The sequence below is a fragment of the Nocardioides sp. Root151 genome (assembly GCF_001427925.1).
Classification (GTDB): Bacteria; Actinomycetota; Actinomycetes; order Propionibacteriales; family Nocardioidaceae; genus Nocardioides.
Genome location: NZ_LMGG01000007.1, coordinates 587,455 through 610,728 on the forward strand (window position 1 = coordinate 587,455; position 23,274 = coordinate 610,728).

Here is a 23,274-nt window from a genome sequence, read left to right on the forward strand (position 1 = left end):
GTCGTCGTCACCCACGGGAGGCGGCGGGACGATGTCGGGCCGGACAATCTCGATGGCACTGATCAGCGGGTTCTCCACCACGTGGCCCAGGTCGATGTCGACGTTGCCGTCATTGGCCGCGGCGGAGATGTTGAAGGACTTCATCGTCCCCGTCGAGTGGCCGACATCGGCCGCGATGTCGTAGTTGTCGAGCACCGTCTGGCCCTCGACGCTGACGTCGAAGACCCGCTGTCCCGGGAACTGTGTGCCGTCGTACCCGTTGGCGAAGTAGAGGCGCACCTGCAGCGGCACACCCGTGGTCACCGGGAAGTCCCACTGCATCTCCGGGTCACCGTTGGGGTCCCAGCGCTCGTCGGCGAAGACCTCGGTCGGCGTGGCCGTGGGAACGCTGGCGTTGCGGCCGAAGCCCTGCGTCCAGCTGGCCGCGTTGCTGCCGCTGTTGCGGTACGCCGAGCTGGCGTCCTGGTCGGCTGCCCAGTTGGCGTAGCCGTCCGTGGAGGGAACCTCGGGGCCGCCCGCGTTGACGCGGTAGACGATCGGACTGGGACCGGTGGGTGCGACGACCCGGCCCAGCTGGAAGGCGTCACCCGGGAGGCTGCCGGTGTCGTCGTCGGGGAGGATCTTCCCGTCGACGAGCGGCATCAGCCCGACTCGGCCGGCCGGCTGTCCACCGAGGGTGGTGCCGTCGTGGCCGATCCAGAGGCCTTCGGCTGTGGAGTTGAAGCGCATGACTCCCCAGCGGAGCGGCAGCTTGCCGGCGTTCCAGGTCAGCGGGAGCCCGTTGCGCACGTCGAGTGCGGCCATGCCCGAGCGCTTGACCGTGCCGGGACCGATGCAGTCACCGCAGTAGGCGTTGTTCGTCCACCGGAAGTGGCCGCCGATGTAGACCGCGGAGCCGGTGATGTGGACGGCCGTGCCGGAGTCACCGCCGAGGTAGTCGACCCAGGTCGGCTGCTGGCCGGCGCCGCTGCGGGCGGTCTCCCATCGTGCGATCGAGTCGCAGAGGGTGCCGGAGTTCGCCCCGCCGTTGAAGGCACCGCCCGTGGAGATGGCGAAGTAGCTGCCGTCCGGGGAGGTGTCGACGCCGGTCGTGTACGTCGGGAAGTTGCCGGAGCACGTCGTCGAGTAGCGCGTGGTCGACCAGTCGGTCAGCGCCGCCGTGGCGCCGCTGGTGTCGACCATCGCGACCTGGATCCGGCTCTGGCCGTTGACGTTGCGGAAGTTGCCGACCGCGATCAGCCGCGAGCCGTCCGGAGTCATCGCGAAGCGCTCGATGCCGACGCCGGAGAAGCCGGACGGGATGGTCGCCGTCGTGGAGCTCCGGAAGACGTCCGTGAAGGTCAGGTCGACGTGGTTGGTGAGGGCGCCGGTGTTGGGGTCGAGGGCGACCAGCGCCGTGTGCGGCTGGCCTCCGACCACGCTGAAGTAGCCACCGACGTAGAGCCGGCCGTTCTTCAGCTCCACGTCCATGACCTTGCCGTCGAACCCGGGCGACCGGAAGGTGGTCATCACCGCGCCGGTGTTGACGTTGATGCGGGCGATCCGGTTGGTCCGGGAGACCCGGTTCACCGAGCCGAACTGGCCGGCGACGAACACGCTCACCCCGTCGCCGGCGGGGACGATGTCCCAGACCCGGGAGCCGATGGTCGGCACGAAGGTGTTGCTGATGGTGCCGTTGGAGTTGAAGGCGAAGATGTTGTTGCGGGTGACGGCGTTTGCCGCGCCCCGTGCCCGGACCCTGGTGAAGGATCCACCGACGACCGTGACGTTGCCTACCGTGGCCGTTCCCCACACTCCACCACCGTCCTCGACGATGGGAGTCCAGGTCGCGGGCACCCTGGCGACCACCCTGTCGTGGTCCTCACCCGCCGTACTCGGGCTCGTGGCGGACAACGCCGTGAGCACGAGGGCAGCCACCCCCAACCCCACACCAAACCTTGCAGACCTTCGCATCTCTACACCCCTTGGCTCGAGGGGGTACGAGATGCACCCCCCATGACGTAAGCCCGCCTGTAGCCGCGTCCCTGAGCCGTCGGCGTCTACGGATGAGTGCAACTCTGCTGAGATCTGGGCGTCGGCGCCTGCCCAACGTTGATGAAAATTGGGCCGGCGCGCTGAGATCGGCCCGTGGCCGAGCGGTCCCTCGGCGTGGTCGGGCGCGCAGGTGGCCCGTTCGGGGGGTGTGGGTGTGGCGCCGTGGGGGATGCGGAACGCCTCGCAGGACGAGTATGCCGTGCGAGTGGGTGCGGTCAGGCCCGGCCAGGCCCGGCCTCGGGCTGGGTCAGACCTGGGCCTCGGGCTGGGTCAGGCCTGGGCCTTGGGCTCCAGCGTGAGGGAGATCGAGTTGATGCAGTAGCGGTCACCCGTGGGGGTGCCGAACCCGTCGGGGAAGACGTGGCCGAGGTGCGAGCCGCAGTTGGCGCAGCGCACCTCGGTGCGCTTCATGCCGAGGGAGGAGTCGTCGATGTATTCCACCGTGTCGGTCATCGGCTGGTAGAACGACGGCCAGCCGCAGCCGGAGTGGAACTTGGTGTCGCTGGTGAACAGCTCGGCCCGGCACGCCTTGCAGCGGTAGACACCGGTGTCCTCGGTGTCGGTGTACTTGCCGACGAACGGGCGCTCGGTGCCGGCCTGCCGGAGCACGGCGTACTCCTCGGGGGTCAGCTCTTCACGCCACTGCTCGTCCGTCTTCTCGACCTGGTAACCCATGGCGCCGAGTCTATTCCGGTGCCTCAACTCCCCGGGCGGTAGCGTGACGGCCATGGCGAAGGCAACAGCCGCAGAGGTCGACGTGGACGGGCGCGCGGTGCGCGTCTCGAGCCCGGACCGGGTGATCTACGAGGCCACCGAGCACACCCCCGAGGTCACCAAGCTGATGGTCGCGGAGTTCTTCGCGTCCGCCGGAGACGGGCTGATGCGGGCGTTGCGGGACCGGCCGACCGCGCTGGAGCGCTGGCCCTCCGGCGTGCGTGAGGGCATGAAGCTGGCGACCGGTCCGCAGGACAGGAACGCCGACGCGTTCTACCAGAAGCGGGTGCCCAAGGGGGCTCCCGACTACCTCGAGACCGTGCAGGTCACGTTCCCGTCCGGCCGCACCGCCGACGAGATCTGCCCGACCGAGCCGGCGGTCCCGGTCTGGTGTGCGCACATGGGCACGCTGACCTTCCACCCCTGGCCGGTTCGCCGCACCGACGTCGACCACCCCGACGAGCTGCGCATCGACCTCGACCCCCAGCCCGGTACGACGTTCGCCGACGCCGTGCGAGTCGCGGGGGTGGCCCGCGAGCTGCTCGAGGACGTCGGCATCACGGGCTTCGTGAAGACCAGCGGCAACCGTGGCGTGCACATCTTCGTGCGCATCGAGCCGCGCTGGGACTTCGTCGACGTACGCCATGCCGCGATCGGCTTCGGGCGCGAGCTGGAGAAGCGCGACGACGGCGTCACCACCGCGTGGTGGAAGGAGGAGCGGGGCGAGCGGATCTTCGTCGACTTCAACCAGAACTGTCGCGACCGCACGATCGCCTCGGCGTACTCCCTGCGGCCGTTGCCCGGTGCAACCGTCTCGACACCGGTGACCTGGTCGGAGCTGGCCGACCTGAGGGACCCGCGGGCGTTCAACCTGTTCACCGTGCCGGACCGGCTCGCCGACGGTGACCCCTGGGCGACGATCGACGACGTGCACCACGACCTGACCCCGCTGATCGACTTCTACGAGAGCTCGGGGCTGGGCGAGATGAACTATCCGCCCGACCACCCGAAGATGCCGGGAGAGCCGCCGCGGGTGCAGCCGTCGAAGAAGGTCGCCGAGCACTGGGACGAGGACGGCAACCGCATCGAGTGACCGTGCGCCTCCCTCGTCGGTTTCCCCGGTGCACCGGGGAAACATGAACTCCCCGGCCGAAATTTCGCCCGGGGAGTTCATGTTTCGGCCGGGAGGTCCTCCCGGCAAGGTCGTTGCTCAGACCTTCTTCTTGCCCATCGTTCCTTCGGCCACGCCGATCAGCACGATGGCCGCGATGACGCCGACGATGGTGCCGATCACGTTCAGCTCGAAGATCTCTCCGGTGCCGATCAGCGAGGCGATGATGCCGCCGATCAGGGCGCCGGCGATGCCGAGCACGAAGGTCATCACGAGGCTGATGTTCTGCCGGCCGGGCTTGAGAAGGCGGGCCACGACGCCGATGATGATGCCGATGACGATGAGTCCGAGGATCTGCATGCTCACTCCTACCGGTTCATGCCGCGCGACGTTGCACGGCGTACCACTCGAATGTAGACGCAACCGGGCCGAAATGGTGGGACGCTGTGGCCGGTCAGCTCGTTCGGCTCAGACGCCCGTGATGCCCTCGCCGTAGCCCTCGGCCTGCTCGTCGAAGGTCTCGCGCTCGAGCAGGTGGAGCACCGGAACGCCGATCTTGCGGCGGGCACGTGAGGTCCAGTCGACGTGGAAGAACTCGGCCACCACGTGCGGCCGGGTCAGGATGATCGCCTCGCGACCGTCGTGCTCGGTGACCGCCGCGGAGAGCGCGTCGATCGGGTGCTCGTGGACGACCTTGCCGTCGGCCGTGGCTCCGGCCTTCTTCAGCGCAGCCAGGGTGAGGGCGAGCTCGCGCTCGGAGTGGTCGAGGCACTCCTTGCGGACCTCGGCCAGGTCGACCTCGCCGATTGCCATCGCCGGGGCAGCCATCACCTCGCCCGCGGCCAGTGAGCCCATCGCCGCTTCGACCCGGGCCGCGGCGTCCTCGACGGGCATCAGCACGTGGTAGACGACCGGCTCCTCGAGCTCGTTGTGCAGTGAGGTGACCTGCGTTGCGTCTTCGTCGGAGAGCGCCTGTTCGCACAGGAGAACGACGTCGTAATGAGTAGCCATGATCATGCCTCCGGATCGTCAGCTGATAGAGAGAATTCTACCCAGGTCGTAGGAAACCGGCTCCTCGAGCTGGTCATATCCGCACGACTCCGGATCACGGTCCGGACGCCATCTCTTGAACTGTGCCGTGTGCCGGAAACGACGGCCCTCCATGTGGTCGTAGCCGACCTCCAGGACCCGCTCCGGACGCAGGGGAGTGAAGGACAGGTCCTTGCCTGCACTCCATCTCGACTGGGTGCCCGGCACCCGATCCGGGTTGGCGGTGAGGAACTCGTTCCAGCGCCCCCACGGGTGGTCGGCGATGTCGCAGACCAGCGGCTGCAGCTCGGCGATCAGCTGGGCGCGACGGGCCGCGGTGAACGAGGCGGAGACCCCGATGTGCTGCAGCTCGCCGTCGGCGTACAGCCCGAGGAGGAGGGAGCCGAGCAGCGGTGCCTCGGGGGTCGACGTCTTGTGCTCGCGGTAGCCGGCCAGCACCACGTCGGCGGTGCGGGAGTGCTTGATCTTGAGCATGGCGCGCGCGTTCGGCTGGTACGTCGCACCGAGTGGCTTGGCGATCACGCCGTCGAGTCCGGCACCCTCGAACTGCTCGAACCAGTCTTCGGCCTCGGTCGGATCGGTCGTGGTGCGGGTGAGGTAGCACGGCCCGGCCAGGCCGACGAGTGCTTCCTCGAGGGCGGTACGTCGCTCGGCGAACGCGCGGTCGACGTACGACGTGTCGCCGAGGGCAAGCAGGTCGAAGGCGACGAAGCCGGCCGGTGTCTTCTCCGACAGCATCTCGATGCGCGAGGCGGCTGGATGGATGCGTTCCTGGAGGACCTCGAACTCCAGCCGGTCGCCCACCGCGACGAAGAGCTCGCCGTCGAGCACGCAGCGGTCGGGCAGCTGCTGGCGCGCGGCGGCCACCACCTCGGGGAAGTAGCGGGTCAGCGGCTTCGTGTTGCGTGAGGCGAGCTCGACCTCGTCGCCGTCCTTGAAGACCAGGCAGCGGAAGCCGTCCCACTTGGGCTCGAACGAGAGGCCGTCGTGCTTCGCCGGGTCGGGGATGCCCTTGACCGGCTTGGCCAGCATCGGTTGCACGGGTGGCATGACGGGCAGGTCCATGGCTCGACACTAGGGCAGATTGGTCGCGCCGCGACGACGGCCAGTAACCTTTGGGCAATCTTTCCCCGGTTGGTCTGCCGGCAGGGCCCGCCTGACTTTGAATCAGGACTAGCGACGTAGGTTCGACTCCTACCCGGGGAGCAAATTCCGTTGCGGCGCAACGGTCACCGTCCTAGCGTCGGTGCAATGACCGCACGTCTGCACGCGCTGACCTTCGATGCCAACGACCCCGTCGGGCTGGCCCGCTTCTGGGGCGAAGTCCTGGGCCGGGAGAGTGTCGACGGCGGGCTCACCCTGTTGCCGGACGACGAGCCGGGAGTCAGGCTCCGGTTCGTCGCGACGGAGGAGAAGAAGGTCGGCCAGGGCCGGATCCACTTCGACCTGACCAGCGCCTCCGACGACGCCATGCAGCAGACGGTGGCCCGGGCCCTCGAGCTGGGCGGGCAACACATCGACATCGGCCAGACCCCCGACGACGGGCACGTCGTGCTCGCCGATCCCGAGGGCAACGAGTTCTGCGTCATCGAGCCGGGCAACAACTTCCTGGCCGACACCGGTTTCATCGGCGCGATCAACTGCGACGGCTCGCAGCAGGTCGGCTACTTCTGGAGCGAGGCGCTGGGCTGGCCGCTGGTCTGGGACCAGGACGAGGAGACCGCGATCCAGTCGCCCCGAGGTGGCTCGAAGGTGACGTGGAGCGGTCCGCCACTGATGCCCAGGCACGGCCGGGACCGCATGCGCTTCGAGCTCGTGGCCGACGGTGACCAGCGGGCCGAGGTCGACCGCCTGGTCGCCCTCGGTGCCGCCCGGGGCGCAGATGTCGGTGATGGCTCCGTGGCGATGACCGACCCCGACGGCAACGAGTTCGCCGTCATCGCAGCGCCCTAGACGCGACCTCGTCGCTTGACGGTGCGGGCCAGGATGCCGAGCGTCCCCTTCAGGTTCGCCTCGGAGATCACCGGGAAGATCGCCTTCCACTCAGATAGCGCGGTCGACCAGTCGTAGTAGCTGGTCACCAGCGTGCGCACGGTGCCGTCCTCGGCCGGTTCGGTGGGGTCGAGCCGGTAGCCGTAGACGTGGCCGATCGGCGGCTTGATCGTGCCGACGATGCTCCACCCGATCTCGCGGCCCGCGTCGAAGCGCTCGATGACCACCTCGACGTCGTACTCACCCATCGGGACGTCGCCCAACGCCTCACGGTCCATGTGTACGACGAACCGGTCGCCGACGCCGGTCACCGGATCGCCGGTGGCGTCCATCAACATGCCGGAGGAGTCGATGTCGACGTGGCCGAGCGGGTCGCACAGCACGGCGAAGATGTCGTCCGGCGTGGCTGCGACGGTGCGCTGCACCTCGATGCGTTCGTCCGTCCGGGTTCCCGAGTCTGAGGGCATGCCGCGAGAGTAGCGAGTCCCCGAAGGGCCGGCGAAGCGATTTCCCGGGGCGGCCCGAGCGCGCCTGACATGGCACACTCGGAGGCCGACGCTGCCCAGCGCACCAGCAGTCACACAACGGAGGAGCACCTGTGCCGCACAACCTGACCGTCGTCGTCCTCGCTGCCGGCGGGGGCACCCGCATGAAGTCGAAGACCATGAAGGTGCTCCACGAGGTGGGCGGGCGCAGCATGATCGGCCACGTGCTCAACGCCGTACAGGCGATGGAGCCGCAGCGGATCGTCGCCGTCATCGGCACCCAGCGTGAGCAGGTCGGGCCGCACATCCAGCAGCTGGTGCCGGAGGCGATCCTCGCCGTCCAGGAGTCCCAGGACGGCACCGGCCACGCGGTGCGCGTGGCGATCGACGCCCTCGACGGCCCGCTCGAGGGCACCGTCGTGGTGGTCACCGGCGACACCCCGCTGCTGCGCGGCGACAGCCTCCGCGCCTTCGCCGAGGAGCACGAAGCCGCGGAGCGCGCGGTCAGCATCCTGTCCGGCATCGTGCCCAACCCCTTCGGCTACGGCCGCATCGTGCGCAACAAGGAAGGCGACGTCGAGGCGATCGTCGAGGAGAAGGACGCGACGCCGCTGCAGCGCGACATCGGCGAGATCAACTCCGGCATCCTGGCCTTCGACGCGTCCTTCCTGGCGGAGGCGCTGACCAAGATCGGCAACAACAACGCGAACGCCGAGTTCTACCTGACCGACACGGTCGGCATCGCGCGTGAGGCCGGCCTGACCGTCGGCGCCTACGCGATCGACGACGTCAGCCAGACCGAGGGTGCCAACGACCGCGCCCAGCTGGCCGCCCTGGGCCGCGAGCTCAACCGGCGCATCGTCACGCAGTGGATGAAGGACGGCGTGACGGTGATGGACCCCGAGACCACGTGGATCGACGCCGACGTGGTGCTCAACCGCGACGTGACGATCCTGCCCGGCACCCAGCTGCTGGGTGCCACCGTGATCGGTGAGGACGCCGTCGTCGGTCCGGACACCACCCTCAAGGACTGCGAGATCGGCCAGGGTGCCCGCGTCGTACGCACGCACGGCGAGCTCGCCGTCATCGGCGACGAGGCCAACGTCGGCCCGTTCTCCTACCTGCGTCCCGGCACCAACCTCGGCGCGCGCGGCAAGATCGGGGCGTTCGTCGAGACCAAGAACGCGCAGATCGGCAACGGGTCGAAGGTGCCGCACCTGTCGTACGTCGGGGACGCCGAGATCGGCGAGGAGTCCAACATCGGGGCCGGCACGATCTTCGCCAACTACGACGGCACCAACAAGCACCGCACCAAGATCGGCAACCGCACCAAGACCGGTTCCAACAACACGTTCGTGGCTCCGATCGAGATCGGCGACGACGCGATGACGGGCGGCGGGACCACCGTGCGACGTGATGTTCCTGACGGTGCCCTGGCGGTGTCGGCGGGTCCGCAGCGCAATCTGGAGCGGTGGAAGGAACGTCGCGCCGCCGTACAGGACGCCGCGGGGTCATCCGAGGACTGAGCCGGATTAGCGGCGAGTGAAATCTGGGGGCAGAATCAGGAACACCGGCGCACAACCACGCGAACTTGAGGAGCCCCCGGCGTGAGCGGAATGAAGCGGACCACCGAGAAGAACCTGATGGTGTTCAGCGGAAGGGCCCACCCGGATCTCGCGCAGGCGGTCGCCGAGCACCTCGGCACCGGCCTCGTGCCGACCCAGGCGTACGAGTTCGCCAACTCCGAGATCTACGTCCGCTACGAGGAGTCCGTCCGCGGGTGTGACGCCTTCGTGATCCAGAGCCACACGGCTCCGATCAACGAGTGGATCATGGAGCACCTGATCATGGTCGACGCGCTCAAGCGCGCCTCCGCCAAGCGCATCACGGTGGTCATGCCGTTCTACGGCTACAGCCGCCAGGACAAGAAGCACCGCGGCCGCGAGCCGATCTCGGCCCGCCTGATCGCCGACCTCTTCAAGACCGCCGGCGCCGACCGCCTCATCACCGTCGACCTGCACGCCGACCAGCTGCAGGGCTTCTTCGACGGCCCGGTCGACCACCTGATGGCGCTGCCGATCCTGGCCGACTACGTCAAGGAGAAGTACGGCGACCAGCCGCTCGCCGTGGTCTCGCCCGACGCCGGCCGGATCAAGGTCGCCGAGCGCTGGTCCGCCCGCCTCGGCGGTGTGCCGCTGGCCTTCATCCACAAGACCCGCCGCACCGACCGGCCCAACGAGACCGTCGCCAACCGCGTCGTCGGTGACGTCAAGGGCCGCTACTGCGTGCTGACCGACGACATCATCGACACCGGCGGCACGATCGTGAAGGCCGCCGAGGCCCTCATGGAGGAGGGCGCGGCCGGCGTGATCATCGCGGCCACCCACCCGATCCTCTCCGGCCCGGCGGTCGACCGGCTGAAGAACTGCTCGGCGACCGAGGTCGTGGTGACCAACACGCTGCCGCTCTCCGACGAGCAGAAGTTCGACAAGCTGACCGAGCTCTCGATCGCCCCGCTGCTCTCCAGTGCGATCCGCGCGGTCTTCGAGGATGGTTCCGTCACCTCCATGTTCGACGGTCACGCGTAGGAGCCTGGCGAGGAACGAGCCAGGGTCCGTGACGCGGGAGGTCGAGCAGGCCCGCCGCTGAGCTTGCGAAGCGGCGTCGGCCGTGTCGAGACCCACGTCATGCGGGGAGGTCGAGCAGTGTCGACGCCCGCGTGAACGAGAACCGCCCGGCACGCACGCCCGGCACGCACGCTGGCGGACCGTAGAACATGCAGTTCGGCTCATGGTCGCGACGGTTCACGCTCAGCGTCCGGGCCGTCGGCGCGAACTGCATGTCGAACGGTCCGCTCGTCACCCCACCAGCGCCAGCCCCTCGCCGCTGAGCCCGGTCGCGACGCGGGCCCGCCCGGCGCAGACCATCAGCAGCTCCTGCATCGGGCCGCGCACCGTCGGCCCGGACCCGCGCACCCAGTCGACGTCGGTCGCCTCCATTCGCACGCTGCGGACCACCTTGCGGGTGCCCATCAGGAAGGCCAGTCTGCGGACCCGGTCGGCCGCGAGCGACGCGGCCTCGGGGTCCATTGTGTGGGAGAGGCCCAGCGGACGCACGATGTCCTGGTGGTGCACAAGTGCGTCGATCAGCGGCTCGACGGTCGTCGTGACCGGCACGTGCCGGCGTGAGTCGGCGTACGTCGTGAAGTCGGCGAGCACCTCGTCGGGGGACCGGGCGGCGGAGAGCCTCCTGACCTCGCGGAAGATCATCGCGTTGTAGCCGCGGCCGAGGTTGCGCAGCGTCATGCCCGGCATGGCGCGCCAGCCGATCTGTGGGTTCGAGATGACATGGGCGGCGACGTCCTTGACGGTCCAGCCCGGGCACAGTGACTCGGTCTGCCACTCGGCGGCGGAGAGACCGGCCAAGGTCGCCGCGAGTGAGCGGCGTTCCGCGTGGATGTGGCTCCACAACGTGTCGAGGTCCATCACGCCCACCGATAAGTAGTAAGATTGCCTGACCAATATGGTCAGCCTGCCTGACCAGTTCTGTCAAGGGTCAATCCTCAAGGGGGAGCAGATGGTCGACGAGGAGCCGATGAACCCGGCGCTGCTGATGTTCGTGTCGTCCCGGTACGCCGAGACGCGCATCCTCGAGCACCTGGCCGCAGAGGGGTTCGGCGACCTGACCCTGGCGCAGGCGAGGGTGGCCGCCCGCATCGGTCCGGACGGGACCCGCCTCACCGACCTCGCCGAGCAGGCGCAGGTCACCAAGCAGAGCGCCGGGTCGCTGGTCGACCAGCTCGAGAAGGCCGGCTATGTCACTCGCGAACCCGACCCGACCGACGCCCGGGCCCGGCTGGTCAGCCTGGCCGAGCGAGGTCGGCGTGCGCAGCAGGCTGCCCGCGAGACGGAGCACCTGATCGAGTCGGAGTGGGAGCAGCACCTGGGCGCCGCGAAGATGCGCCAGCTACGCCGGGCGCTCGAGGACCTGCGCGAGATCACCGACCCCTGGGCGTGAGCACAGACCGGGGCGCAAAAATCCCCGGTTCGCGCATCGAAAGCACGCGGTTCGCGCATCAAGAATCCACGGTTCGCGACCTGACGTGGAGGGCGAGGGTGAGGTCGTCGAGGCGGTCGGACCACTCGCGGTGCAGCACGGTCGGGACGCCGGCAGCGGTGGGGACACCCCCGGTGGGGACGCCAGCGGTGGAGTCGGCCAAGGCGCCCGTCACGCCGTCGCGCAGGCGCTCCATCGCGGGCAGCGGTAGCGGCAGCACCGGGAACGAGTGGCCGACGCCCTTCGAGAAGGCCTGGCCCCGACGGCGGGCCACCTCGGGCCCGGCTTCCACGTACCGGTCGAGGTAGGCGTCGACGAGGTCGTGCTGACCGGAGGTCCAGAAGCCGTCGTTGACCGCGCGGAACTCGCGGTTCGACGGCTCGCCCTCGTAGACCAGCGCCCAGGCCGCGGCCTTCGCCTCAGGAGTGGGTACGGCGGCGCGGGCTCGCAGGGCACCGATCTCCCCGCTCGCCGAGGGGTCCTGCTCCAGCGTCCGGTCGATCACCGAGGGGTCGGCGCCGAGCTCGACGAGTCGGCGTACGGCGGACCACCGCAGGTCGGGGTCGAGCGGGTGGCCCGGAGCTGTCTGGCCGGAGGACAACCACTCCTCGAGCAGGGCGACGTCGGTCGTCGTGGCGGCCAGGGCCTGAGCGGCGGCGACCGCACGGGGCCCGTCCCAGCCGTCGGCCAGCACCAGGGTCGCGACCGCGGAGACGACCCCGGCCGCCTCCTCCAGTTGCGCGGGTGCGACGAGACGCGCGAGCACCTGCTCGCGCACGAGAACCAGCGCGCCCTCGAAGACCATCGGGTGCGGCTCCGCGGCCAGGTGGGCCGCGACCAGGGCGAACAGGTCGGGCACCCGGAGGTCGCCCGTGCGCGTCATGTCGACCGCGGTGTGCCAGAGCACGGCCCGGGTCAGCGGGTCCTCGAGATGGCTCAGCCGGTCGACCACGAACGCCCACGACTGCGGGTCGGGCCGCACCCGGGCGAAGGTCTCGTCGCCGCTGTTGGCGACCACGGCCAGACCGGCGAACTCGGGCAGCGGTACGGGCTCGTCGGCGAGATCGACGAGTCGCGAGCCGACCACCTCGCCGGAGTCGGCGTACCCGGTGACGGTGAGGCGGTGCGGCCGCCCGCCCTCACAGGTGAGCACCGGCACGCCGCCGTCGCGGCTGACGAGGATCGTGTCGAACCCGCTCTGCCGCAGCCACACCTGCGCCCAGGCTCGGACGTCGCGATCGCTGACCGAGTCCAGGGCCTCGAGGAAGTCGGCGAGCTCCGCGTTCCCGAAGCCGTGGCGGGTCAGGTAGGCGTTGGCCCCGGCCACGAACGTGTCCTCGCCGAGCCAGGTGACCAGCTGGCGCAGCACGGCGTTGCCCTTGGCGTAGGTGATCATGTCGAAGTTCCCGAAGGCGGTGTCGACGTCGACCATCGCCTCGGCGTCCTCGGCCACCGGGTGGGTGGAACGACGCTCGTCGGCGCGGTAGCCGCTCGGCTTGCTGTTGACCGCACACGCGATCCAGCCGTCGGTGAAGCCGGCGGCGGCACCGGCCACCTGGTAGCCCATGTAGTCGGCGAACGACTCGGAGAGCCAGGAGTCCTCCCACCACTTCATGGTGACCAGGTCGCCGAACCACATGTGTGCCATCTCGTGCGCGATCACCATGGCGCGGTGCTGCGCCTGCATGGCGCTCGGAGTGCCGCGGAAGAGCAGTCCGTCGTCGAAGGTGATGCAGCCGGGCATCTCCATGGCGCCCCAGTTCAGGCCCGGGACCATCACCTGGTCGTAGGAGTCGAACGCGTAGGGCTCGTCGAAGGTCGCGGTGAGGTGGTCGAAGCAGGAGGTGGTGATCCGGCGCAGCTCGTCGGCGTCCCGCTCGAGCTCGGTGGCCAGCGACTGGCGCGCGTGCCAGCCGAAGGGCAGGCCGCGGTGCTCGAACGTCACCGAGTGCCAGGGGCCGGCGCACACCACGAAGAGGTACGGCGAGATGGGCGGCGTGGTGGCGAAGGACCAGTGGCCCTCGCCCGAGAGCGTGCACTGACCGTTGGCCAGCACGGTCCACCGCGGGTCGGCGTCCACGGTCAGCGTGACCGTCGCCTTCAGGTCGGGCTGGTCGAAGCAGGCGAAGACCCGCGAGGCGATGTCCATCCCGCAGTACGCCGACACGTAGGTCTCCCCGTCGGCCGGGTCGACGAACCGGTGCATGCCGTCGCCGTTGGTGACGTAGGGCAGCGTCGCGTCGACCACCAGCTCGTTGTGCTCGGCGAGATCCGTGAGTGTGATGCGGCCGTCGGCCCACGCGCCCGCCGGCAGCTCCACGCCGTTGAGGGTGGCCCGCACCGAGAGTGCGTCGGCGATCTCGACGAACGTCTCCGCCCCGGTCTCCCGTGCGGCGAACCGGATCGTGGAGCGTGAGCCGAAGTGCTCCACGCCGGTCAGGTCGAGGTGTACGTCGTACGACGTGACGTCGAGGACGGTGGCGCGCTGACGGGAGTCGGAGAGCGAGAGGGAGGTCACGCGTCGACGTTACTGGGCGGCGGGAAGGCGTGAATTGGTCAACCGGGGGGACCCGGCCGTAAGATCGTACAGTTGCCTCGGCGAGGGAGCGCTGCACATCCGCAGGGACTCCGTGATCGACAGGGCCGGTAGATCCATCACGCCGCGCTTTCCGATCCGGAAGACGCGGCGTTTCTCGTCTCCGGCATCCACTGCCCTCATCTGAGAAGCACGCATCCGCGAACCACGCCAGGAGAAGAACATGTCAGCCGAGAAGATCAAGGCCGAGACCCGCACCGAGTTCGGCAAGGGCGCCGCCCGTCGGGCCCGTCGTGCCAACCAGATCCCCGCGGTCATCTACGGCCACGGCAACGACCCGATCCACGTGACCGTGCCGACGCACGCCACCACCATGGCGCTGCGCCACGGTGGCGCCAACGCGCTGCTCGAGCTCGACATCGACGGCAAGACCCAGCTCGCGCTGACCAAGGCCGTCCAGGTCGACTCGGTCCGCCGCCTGATCGAGCACATCGACTTCGTCGCCGTCCGCAAGGGCGAGAAGGTCACCGTCGACGTCCCCGTGCACCTGGTCGGCGAGGCCGCCAAGGAGACCCTGGTGATGACCGAGAACACCACCCTCCAGGTCGAGGCCGAGGCGACGCACATCCCCGAGTACTTCGAGGTCTCCATCGAGGGACTCGAGGCGGGCACCCAGATCCTGGCCAACGCGATCACGCTCCCCTCGGGCAGCACGCTGCTCTCCGACGACGAGCTCCTCATCGTCAACATCGTCGAGGCGCCCACGACCGAAGAGGTCGAGGCCGAGCTCGAAGAGGCCGAGGCCGAGGCCGGCATCGAGAAGGACGAGCCCGAGGTGCCCGAGGTCGGCGAAGAGGCTGCCGAGGGTTCCTCCGAGGAGTGATCTTCCGCCGAACCCGTTTGATCGTTTCGCGCAAGGACCGGGATACTTCAGGCATGACCGAACCACAGGACGTGTGGCTCGTCGTCGGCCTGGGGAATCCCGGTCCTTCGTATTCCGGGCACCGGCACAACGTCGGCTACCTCGTCACGGACGAGCTGGCCGCGCGGATGAGTGCGTCCTGGCGTGCGCACAAGACCGGGCGCGCCGACGTGGTCGAGGGCAGGCTGACCCCTGCCGGCACGCCCGGACCCCGCGTCGTGCTGATGCGCGGGCGCGGCTACATGAACGAGTCCGGCGGGCCGGTCTCGGCAGTGGCCAAGTTCTACAAGGTGCCGCCCGAGCGCATCATCGCCGTGCACGACGAGCTCGACATCGGCTTCGGAACCCTGCGGGTCAAGCTCGGCGGTGGCGACAACGGTCACAACGGCCTGCGCTCGATGCGCTCCTCGCTCGGCACCGGCGACTTCTACCGGGTGCGGGCCGGCATCGGCCGCCCCCCGGGCCGCCAGGACGTCGCCGACTTCGTGCTCTCGAACTACTCCGCGAAGGAGAAGAAGGAGCTCCCGTTCCAGGTCTTCGACGCCGCAGACGCGATCGAGTGCCTGACCACCGAGGGCCTCGCGAAGACGCAGTCGCGCTTCAACAGCTGAGCGTCGTACGACGGCTCGCCGGGACCATCTCCACGGACCATCTCCGCGGACCATCTCCAAAATGGGCGATAGACCCACTCGACCCGGGTCCGCGCGCGTTCTGGTGGCACGATGGGCGGGTCTGCTCAGTTCGTCCCGGGGAGGGGCATCCCGGGATGAGCGGTCAGGTGGGTGGCGTGATGAGGAGCGACAGCGGGAACTGTCCAGGGCTCGTGCGGTTGCTGCTGGCCGCGCTCGTCGGCCTGGCGCTGAGCCTGGCGGGCCAGGGTGTCCTGGCCCCGGTCATGGCGGACGTCCACGTCGACGACACCCCGGCGCCCTCCTGGCGGCTGAACGGACGCACCTACGCCACCAAGATCGTGGGCGACACAGTCTTCGTCGGAGGCACGTTCACTGCCGCCGTCAGCCCCACCGGACAGTCCGTGCCACGACGCAACCTGGCCGCCTTCGACCTGACCACTGGTGCCCTCCTGACCGACTGGCGGGCCGACGTCGATTCCACGGTGCAGGCCCTCGACTCCGACGGCTCCTGGCTGTACGTGGGCGGCTCCTTCACCAACGTGGACGGACAGACCCGGCGGCGTCTGGCCAAGGTGGGCGTCGGGAGCGGTGACCTGGACCCGGGCTTCGCGCCGAACGTCAACTCGACCGTCCGCGCGCTGGTCCTCGACGGGTCGTCGCTCTACGCCGGTGGCCACTTCACCAGCGTGGACGGGGCCTCCCGGCTCCGGGTGGCGCGCCTGTCGACGACCGGTCAGCTGGACGGCCAGTTCACGCCGGAGGCCAACGGCAACGTCTTCGGCATCACCAAGGCGCCTTCGTCCCCCGTGGTCTACGTGTCAGGCCCGTTCGGCCAGCTGAACGGCGTCAACCGCAACGGTGTGGGTGGCCTGAACGCCGTCACAGGCGCCACCACGGGTCCGTCGTTCGGCTCCTCGGCCCGCCCCACCCTCGGCCTGACGGTCAACGAGGACGGGACGATGCTGTACGGCGCTGGTGGCAGCGGGCTCAACGCCGTCTCCGCATGGAACTCGAGCACGGGCGTCCGGGTCTGGACCCATCGCGCCATGGGGGACATCCAGGCGATCGAGCACTACGATGGCACGGTCTACTTCGGCTTCCACGAGGGGTTTCAGGGCAACACCGGGCTGAGGATCCTCGCGGCCGACGACCTGACCGGGGCCCTCGACCCCGACTTCCGCCCGACGTTCAACCTCTTCTGGGGCGTGGACGCCATCGACGTGACCGCCGACGGCGTGGTGGTCGGCGGTGACTTCACCCAGGTCTCCGGGGTCGCGGCGCAGGGGTGGGCCAGGTTCCCGGGCTCGGGGACGCCCGACGAGACGGCACCGTCGCCTCCGACCGGCCTGCACACGACGTCCGTCCAGCCGACCTCGGTCGCCCTGTCCTGGAGCGCCGCGAGCGACGATCGGGGCGTCGCGGGCTACGACGTGACTCGCGACGGTGTGCCCGTCGCTGCGGTGGGTGGCACCACCCTCACGTTCAACGACACGGCACTCCAGCCGGAGAGCACCTACCGGTACGCCGTCCGAGCGCGCGACGCCGCCGGCAACGAGTCGGCGTACTCCGCGGAGCTGTTGGTCACCACGCCGGAGCTGGGGCCTGAGCCCGAGGAGCTGGTCTTCGGCCCGTCCGACGACGCCACGGTCCGGCAGGACCAACCGCAGGGGAACTTCGGCGGCACCCAGCGGCTGTCGGTCGACCTCAGCCCCGCCGTCCAGCACAGCCTGATCCGTTTCGAGGTCGACGGAGTCGCCGGCCGTGACGTGGAGCGGGCGGTGCTGTCGCTGGCCGCCGTCGACCAGTCCGAGGCGGGCGGCACCGTGGCGCCCACGGGCGAGGCCTCCTGGGACGAGGACACCGTCACCTGGAACACGGCCCCTGCTGCCGCGGCACCTGTCGCCACGCTGCCCCGGGTCAACGCTGGGGTGCGCTACGACGTGGACGTGACCAGCCTGGTCACGGCGGACGGTGACGTGAGTCTGCGCCTCCAGCCGCAGTCCGCGAACGGCGCCGACTACGGGTCCAAGGAGGCCGGTGCTGCCCTTGCGCCTCGTCTCGAGGTGACCGTCGCCGGGGAGCCGGATCCGCCCGACCCGCCGACCGACGACCCGGTGCTGGTGGGTGCCGGGGACATCGCCGCGTGCGAGACCACGGACGACGAAGCCACTGCTGCGTTGCTCGATGACGTCGAAGGGACGGTCATGGCGCTCGGCGACACCGTCTACCCCGACGCCACGGCACAGCAGTTCGCCGATTGCTACGGCCCCAGCTGGGGTCGGCACCTGGACCGCACCAGACCCGCCGTCGGCAACCACGAGTACCAGTCGCCCGACGCGGCGCCCTACTTCGCGTACTTCGGGTCGGCGGCAGGCCAGCCGGACCAGGGCTGGTACAGCTACGACGTCGGGACCTGGCACATCGTGGTGCTCAACAGCAACTGTGCCCGCGTCGGTGGCTGCGGGACAGGGTCGCCGCAGGAGCAGTGGCTGCGTGCCGACCTGGAGCAGACCACCCGGGACAACATCGCCGCCTATTGGCATCATCCCTGGCAGGTCTCGGGAACGCGCCAGGACGGGACTGAGATGGGAGACCTCTGGGGCGTCCTCCACCAGCACGGCGCGGAGTTCGTGGTGGCCGGGCACGAGCATTTCTATGAACGGTTCGCGCCCCTCGACGCACTCGCCCAACCGGACCCGTCGTTCGGAATGCGCAGCTTCGTGGTCGGCACCGGCGGGCGAAGCCTGTATCCGCTCCCGACGCCGGCCACCCACAGCGTGGTCCAGGGCCAGGCCTTCGGTGTCCTGAAGGTGACCCTGCACGAGGACAGCTATGAATGGGAGTTCCTCCCGGTGCCGGGATCGGGCTTCACCGACTCGGGCATCAGCGCGGTGCACCCGGCGCCACCGGAAGACACCGAGCCGCCGACCGCCCCCACGGGCCTGATCGCCACGCAGGCGGGCCAGGACCGGATCGACCTGGCATGGGCCGCGGCGAGCGACAACCAGGCCGTGCTCGGCTACCAGATCGAGCGGGACGCCACGGCTGTCGCGACGGTGGGCGACCTGCTGGCCTACAGCGACACGGGGCTGGTCGCTGGTCGCGCCTACACGTATCGCGTGCGGGCCCGCGATGGCGGAGGCAACTGGTCGGCCTGGAGCGAACCGGCGACCGCCACGACGTCGGTGCCCTCCGACACGATCGTCATCCCGCTCGAGCAGGACTCCACCGCCCGTGCAGACCTGCCGACACGCAACTTCGGCGCCGCCGCAACCTGGCTGGTCGACGGCAACACCGTCAAGGACGGGCTCCTCCGGGTCGACGTGGCCGGGGTCGGCGATCGCCAGGTGCTCTCCGCGACCCTCCACGTCCACTGCGTCGACCCCTCCAACAACGGCGGGTCCTTCTTCGCCATGGGCACCGGATGGGACGAGGGTTCGGTCACCTGGAACACCGCGCCGCCTGCCACCGGTCCGGCGCTGGACACGCTCGGCAGGGTGACGGTGGGTCAGGACTACGACGTCGACCTCACCGGCTACGTCACGGGTGACGGCAGCTACGCGTTGAGGGTGGCGTCGTCGGCACCCGACGGCGCGGACTACGCATCATCGGAGTCCACGACCGCACCCGGCCCCGTCCTCGAGCTCACGCTCGGTCCGCCGTGAGACGGGGTGCCGGGCGAACAGTCGGCCGCGAGGTTCACCAAGTTGCGGTATATCCCGGCGCACTCGGCCATCGCCGACCCTCCTGCGTCCAGAGTTGAGGGGAAGTTCTCGGGGGCCGCCCGGTCGAGCGTGCTCGACCAGTGGGGCGCCTTGGGGGGCAGTGGCGACGACCTCGCCTGCCGCGACCCCTCGAACCGAGTCAATGGCAACGGACGCGGATGCAGGGGAGCAGGACATGAAGGGGAAGGTGTGGTCCCTCGGCGGTGCACGGCGCCTGCTGGTGGGTGGCCTGCTCGGCGCCTCCTTGAGCATCGTGGCGCAGGGAAGCTTGTCCACCGCGTCGGCGGACGTGTTCGTGGACCAGAGGCCAGCGGCGTCATGGCGGGTCAACGGAGTCGTGCGGGCCACGGTCATCGTCGGAGACACGGTGGTCGTGGGCGGGTCGTTCACCACGGCGGTCAGCCCCAACGGCCAGTCGGTGGCGAGGCGGAACCTGGCCGCCTTCAGCCTGACCACGGGAGCCCTGCGCACGGACTGGCGGGCTGACGCGAGCGCTGACGTCCGGGCCCTCGAGACGGACGGCAGTTCCATCTATGTGGGTGGAAGCTTCACCACGATCGCCGGGCAGGCCCGTCAGCGGATCGCGAAACTCGGTGTGGCCACCGGCGCCGTGGACGCGCAGTTCCGGCCCAATCTCAACAGCACGGTCAGGGCGATCGAGACCGACGCGTCCGCCGTCTACGTGGGCGGTCAGTTCACCACCGTGAACGGCGCGACCAGGCAGCGCATCGCCAAGCTCACCTTCAACGGGGCACTCGACCCGGACTTCCGTCCCAACGCCAACGGCTACGTGTGGGGGATCGTGAAGACGCCGACCTCGTCGGTGGTGTACGTGTCCGGCCTGTTCACCCAGCTGAACGGGGTGAACCGGAACGGGGTGGGCGCCCTGAGCGCCACCAACGGGTCGACCACCGGACCGTCGTTCGGGTCCTCCGCCCGGCCCACCCTGGGTCTGGCGATCAATCCTGACGGGACCCGGCTGTACGGCGCCGGCGCCAACAACACGGCAGCGGCGTGGAGCACGACGACCGGGACCCGGGTGTGGCGTGTCGTCACGATGGGCGACATCCAGGCGATCGTGTACTACCAGGGCACCGTGTACTTCGGCTTCCACGACGGCTACCAGACCGACCAGGGGATCAAGCTGCTCGCCGCCGATGCGGTGACCGGCGCGCTCGATCCGGACTTCCGGCCCCGGTTCAACCGGTTCATGGGCGTGATGGCGCTCGACATCTCGCCCCTCGGCCTGGTGGCCGGCGGAGACTTCACCAGCGTCACCGGAGTGGCCGCCCAGGGGTGGGTCAGGTTTCCACCGGAGGGCCCGCCCGACCCGGGCACCGAGGAGGTGACGTTCGCAGCCACGGACGACGCCACCATCCACCAGGGCCAGCCGACGACGAACTTCGGCGGGGCCGACCGGCTCCTGGTCGACTCGTCACCTGCCGTGCTCAACAGCCTGGTGCGGTTCTCGGTCACGGGCGTCGCAGGTCGCCAGGTGCAGCGGGCGACGCTTCGCCTCTACGTTCTGGACCCGACCGAGATGGGTGGCGCGGTGTCCGGGACGAGTGACACGACGTGGAGCGAGCAGACAGTCACCTGGAACACCGCGCCGGCGGCCGGACCCACGGTCGGCACTCTGCCCGGCGTCCAGGCGGGCAGCTGGTACGAGGTGGACGTGACCGATCTCGTCACCGGCGACGGTGCGGTGAGCCTACGCATCACGCCGATGTCGACGAACGGCGCCGACTACGCGTCCTCGGAGTACCCCGGCGGTCTCGGACCCGCACTCGTGCTCCGTGTGGAGGACCAGTGACCGGGTGCAGGGCCGTGATCCGGCTGCTCGTGGCCGGTGCGGTCGCAGCGGCGATCAGCCTGGTGTCGGTGGGCAGCCCGGCAGTCGCGTCGGCCGAAGCGGTGCCGTACCGGGTTCCCGAGGGCTCGTGGCAGGTGAACGGTCCCGTGTTCGCCACTGCCATCGTCGGTGACACCGTCATCGTCGGAGGAGCCTTCCGCACGGCGATCAGCCCCACGGGTGCGGTGTATCCCCGCCGCAACCTTGCCGGGTTCAGCATGACCACCGGTGCCCTGCGGATGAACTGGTCCGCCGACACGGTGGGCACCGTGCGCGCCCTCGAGGCCGACGGAAGCTACGTCTACGTGGGTGGCTCCTTCACCCAGGTCGCGGGCCGTGCCCGGCTGCGGATGGCCAAGGTCTCGGTCACCTCGGGACGGCTGGACTCCGGCTTCCGGCCCCGTTTCAACAACACCGTCAGGGCCATCGCGGTGGACCGCACCTCGGTGTACGTCGGTGGCAAGTTCACCGACGTCAACGGGAAGACCCGGTGGCGCCTCGCCAAGTTCTCGAGGCGAGGCGCCCTCGACGGTCGCTTCCGGCCCCGCGTCAACAATGTCGTCTGGGGACTGGCCAAGGCCCGCTCCTCGTCGACGGTCTACGTGGCCGGCCCGTTCAGCAAGGTCAACCGTGCGTGGCGCAACGGTGTCGGTGCGGTGCGGTCGACCACCGGTGCCACGACCGGGCCGGCCTTCGCCCGCGCCACCAAGCCCACGCTCGGCCTCGCGGTCAACGCCACCGGCTCGCGGCTGTACGGCGCCGGAGGGTCCGGGGCGAACACTGCCTCGGCGTGGAGCACCCGCTCCGGAACTAGGCTCTGGCGCGTCGCCGCGATGGGCGACATCCAGGCGATCGAGTACTACCGGGGCCGGGTCTACTTCGGCTTCCACGACGGGTTCCGGGGCAACAAGCGGATCAAGATGCTGGCGGCGTCGGCGGTCACCGGGGCCCTCGACCGCAACTTCCGCCCCCGGTTCGACGGGTTCTGGGGGGTGAAGGCGATCTCCGTGTCGCGTCTGGGTGTGGTCGCCGGCGGTGACTTCAACACCGTCGACGGTGAGCAGGTCAGGGGCTGGGTCAGGTTCCGCCCCTGAGCCTTGTCGCGCGCTAGCGCACCGCGACCTGGTAGACGGGGCTCCGGACGCCTTCGCTCCCGGCGAACAGGCGTCCGCCGGCGCGGTTGAACTCGATCGACTCGCCCTGCTGGCGCGAGGGCAGCAACACCCGGTGGGCCCCGGCACTGAGCGAGGAATAGGTGTACGCCGACCCGTAGGTGCCGAGCACGTAGCCCCACCCGCCGGGCCGGAACGACGCACTCGTCACCGTCGACGGTGCGCCGCGCAGCTTCCGCAGCCGGTTCACCGACGTGGCGGAGAGGGTCCGGGGGCCGACGTACACGGCGCCCCTCACCTGCTTGGACACGATGAACACGCGACCCGTGCGGGGGTTGACCATCATCCCCTCGGAGTCGTGGGCACCGTCGGGGTAGGCGAAGGTGAACCTGGTCGCCCTCACCGTGCGGCTGTAGAGCCGTGCGGGCTCCCGGAACCGGTAGACCTGGATGCGCGAGCGGGACCGGCTGTTGTCGCCCGTGTCGCCGACCCAGAGCGTGTGGTTCGGGCCCGACGACATGTCCTCCCAGTCGTAGGACTTGGCACCGCGCAGGGTCAGGACGGCGCGGGTCCTGCCGTTCGCGCCGACGGCGAACACCCGGGGGCGGTCGCCGCTGTCGTTGTGGGTGAACAGCGTGTCGCGGGCGTAGGTGCTGCGGGCCAGCCCGCTCGACTCCGTGACGCGGGTGTCGAGGATGTGCCGGTTCACGGGGGTCAGGGCGGTGGCGGTGGTGGCCGTGGTCGCGCTCGAGGCGAGGGGGACCGGCGATCCCGAGGCGGGGGACCAGGCCATGGTGGTGGCCGCGAGGGCCAGCCCGGTCGTGGCCGCGGTCAGGGCGAGGCGCGTGCGGACGTGTGACATGAGGAGCTCTCTCCGGTTGTCGAGACTGGGCCGGCTTGCTTCCCGAGGCCGCCGCAACGCTACGGCGATTTTCTTGACGAGTGTCCAGCTCATCCCCAGATTTGGGGATGAGCTGGGGCGTGTGAGAACCAGAGTGGCGGATGGGCACCGAAAAGTCAGCCACTAGGACAAGCAATGTTGACCGCCTGTGA

Annotated in this window: 19 protein-coding genes and 1 tRNA gene; 11 read left to right on the forward strand and 9 right to left on the reverse strand. The window is 69.6% G+C overall.

Annotated elements, in window-relative coordinates:
• On the reverse strand, positions 1 to 1,917 hold a 1,917-nt coding region (locus tag ASD66_RS20315; protein ID WP_235530177.1), incomplete at its 3' end, for a malectin domain-containing carbohydrate-binding protein.
• A 387-nt stretch (positions 1,918 to 2,304) separates the two neighbouring features.
• Entirely contained in the window at positions 2,305 to 2,709 is a 405-nt protein-coding gene (msrB, locus tag ASD66_RS20320) for a peptide-methionine (R)-S-oxide reductase MsrB (RefSeq protein WP_056685905.1), read from the reverse strand.
• Between the two features lie 52 nt (positions 2,710 to 2,761).
• Here msrB and ASD66_RS20325 point away from each other — a divergent pair, with 52 nt between their 5' ends.
• A complete protein-coding gene (locus ASD66_RS20325) occupies positions 2,762 to 3,841 on the forward strand; it encodes a DNA polymerase domain-containing protein (protein ID WP_056685908.1) in 1,080 nt (359 codons plus the stop codon).
• Between the two features lie 117 nt (positions 3,842 to 3,958).
• Here ASD66_RS20325 and ASD66_RS20330 read toward each other — a convergent pair whose 3' ends face one another.
• The 3 genes from ASD66_RS20330 to ASD66_RS20340 form a co-directional block, all read right to left on the reverse strand.
• Positions 3,959 to 4,219, reverse strand: a complete 261-nt coding sequence (locus ASD66_RS20330) for a GlsB/YeaQ/YmgE family stress response membrane protein (protein ID WP_235530178.1) — start codon at positions 4,217 to 4,219, stop codon at positions 3,959 to 3,961.
• Between the two features lie 108 nt (positions 4,220 to 4,327).
• Positions 4,328 to 4,870 carry a hypothetical protein gene (locus tag ASD66_RS20335; protein WP_056686115.1) on the reverse strand — a complete coding sequence of 181 codons (543 nt, stop codon included), beginning with the start codon at positions 4,868 to 4,870 and terminating at the stop codon, positions 4,328 to 4,330.
• Positions 4,871 to 4,888: 18 nt separating this feature from the next.
• Complete coding sequence (locus ASD66_RS20340) at positions 4,889 to 5,974, reverse strand: ATP-dependent DNA ligase (RefSeq protein WP_056685911.1); 1,086 nt, start codon at positions 5,972 to 5,974, stop codon at positions 4,889 to 4,891.
• Between the two features lie 62 nt (positions 5,975 to 6,036).
• Here ASD66_RS20340 and ASD66_RS20345 point away from each other — a divergent pair.
• Both ASD66_RS20345 and ASD66_RS20350 read left to right on the forward strand, forming a co-directional pair.
• A tRNA-Gln gene (locus ASD66_RS20345) sits at positions 6,037 to 6,115 on the forward strand.
• Positions 6,116 to 6,160: 45 nt separating this feature from the next.
• On the forward strand, positions 6,161 to 6,862 hold the full coding sequence (locus ASD66_RS20350) for a VOC family protein (RefSeq protein WP_056892045.1): 702 nt from the start codon (positions 6,161 to 6,163) through the stop codon (positions 6,860 to 6,862).
• Here the strand turns inward: ASD66_RS20350 and ASD66_RS20355 are convergent.
• Complete coding sequence (locus ASD66_RS20355) at positions 6,859 to 7,368, reverse strand: polyketide cyclase (RefSeq protein WP_056892046.1); 510 nt, start codon at positions 7,366 to 7,368, stop codon at positions 6,859 to 6,861. The genes ASD66_RS20350 and ASD66_RS20355 overlap by 4 nt on opposite strands.
• Before the next feature lie 131 nt (positions 7,369 to 7,499).
• On the opposite strand from ASD66_RS20355, the gene glmU reads away from it, so the two are divergent.
• Together glmU and ASD66_RS20365 are read left to right on the forward strand one after the other, a co-directional pair.
• A complete protein-coding gene (gene glmU, locus ASD66_RS20360) occupies positions 7,500 to 8,912 on the forward strand; it encodes a bifunctional UDP-N-acetylglucosamine diphosphorylase/glucosamine-1-phosphate N-acetyltransferase GlmU (RefSeq protein ID WP_200950135.1) in 1,413 nt (470 codons plus the stop codon).
• A gap of 90 nt (positions 8,913 to 9,002) precedes the next feature.
• Positions 9,003 to 9,974, forward strand: a complete 972-nt coding sequence (locus ASD66_RS20365; RefSeq protein ID WP_056685920.1) for a ribose-phosphate diphosphokinase — start codon at positions 9,003 to 9,005, stop codon at positions 9,972 to 9,974.
• Positions 9,975 to 10,244: 270 nt separating this feature from the next.
• On the opposite strand, the gene ASD66_RS20370 is transcribed toward ASD66_RS20365, so the two are convergent.
• Entirely contained in the window at positions 10,245 to 10,907 is a 663-nt protein-coding gene (locus tag ASD66_RS20370; protein ID WP_235530179.1) for a maleylpyruvate isomerase family mycothiol-dependent enzyme, read from the reverse strand.
• A gap of 1 nt (position 10,908) precedes the next feature.
• Between ASD66_RS20370 and ASD66_RS20375 the strand changes: the two genes are divergently transcribed.
• Positions 10,909 to 11,403, forward strand: a complete 495-nt coding sequence (locus ASD66_RS20375; RefSeq protein WP_235530180.1) for a MarR family winged helix-turn-helix transcriptional regulator — start codon at positions 10,909 to 10,911, stop codon at positions 11,401 to 11,403.
• Between the two features lie 58 nt (positions 11,404 to 11,461).
• On the opposite strand, the gene pepN is transcribed toward ASD66_RS20375, so the two are convergent.
• On the reverse strand, positions 11,462 to 13,960 hold the full coding sequence (pepN, locus tag ASD66_RS20380; protein ID WP_056892047.1) for an aminopeptidase N: 2,499 nt from the start codon (positions 13,958 to 13,960) through the stop codon (positions 11,462 to 11,464).
• A gap of 241 nt (positions 13,961 to 14,201) precedes the next feature.
• Here pepN and ASD66_RS20385 point away from each other — a divergent pair, with 241 nt between their 5' ends.
• From ASD66_RS20385 to ASD66_RS20405, 5 genes are all read left to right on the forward strand, one after another.
• Positions 14,202 to 14,861, forward strand: a complete 660-nt coding sequence (locus ASD66_RS20385) for a 50S ribosomal protein L25/general stress protein Ctc (RefSeq protein WP_056685935.1) — start codon at positions 14,202 to 14,204, stop codon at positions 14,859 to 14,861.
• 53 nt (positions 14,862 to 14,914) lie between these two features.
• On the forward strand, positions 14,915 to 15,511 hold the full coding sequence (pth, locus tag ASD66_RS20390) for an aminoacyl-tRNA hydrolase (RefSeq protein ID WP_056685938.1): 597 nt from the start codon (positions 14,915 to 14,917) through the stop codon (positions 15,509 to 15,511).
• A 155-nt stretch (positions 15,512 to 15,666) separates the two neighbouring features.
• On the forward strand, positions 15,667 to 19,197 hold the full coding sequence (locus tag ASD66_RS20395) for a DNRLRE domain-containing protein (RefSeq protein ID WP_156388818.1): 3,531 nt from the start codon (positions 15,667 to 15,669) through the stop codon (positions 19,195 to 19,197).
• Between the two features lie 235 nt (positions 19,198 to 19,432).
• Positions 19,433 to 21,070, forward strand: a complete 1,638-nt coding sequence (locus ASD66_RS20400) for a DNRLRE domain-containing protein (protein WP_056685944.1) — start codon at positions 19,433 to 19,435, stop codon at positions 21,068 to 21,070.
• Positions 21,067 to 22,203, forward strand: coding sequence for a hypothetical protein (locus tag ASD66_RS20405; RefSeq protein WP_056685947.1), 1,137 nt, complete (start codon positions 21,067 to 21,069; stop codon positions 22,201 to 22,203). Before ASD66_RS20400 ends, ASD66_RS20405 begins: the two co-directional genes overlap by 4 nt.
• Positions 22,204 to 22,216: 13 nt before the next feature.
• On the opposite strand, the gene ASD66_RS20410 is transcribed toward ASD66_RS20405, so the two are convergent.
• A complete protein-coding gene (locus tag ASD66_RS20410) occupies positions 22,217 to 23,083 on the reverse strand; it encodes a hypothetical protein (RefSeq protein ID WP_056685950.1) in 867 nt (288 codons plus the stop codon).
• Between the last annotated feature and the right edge of the window lie 191 nt (positions 23,084 to 23,274).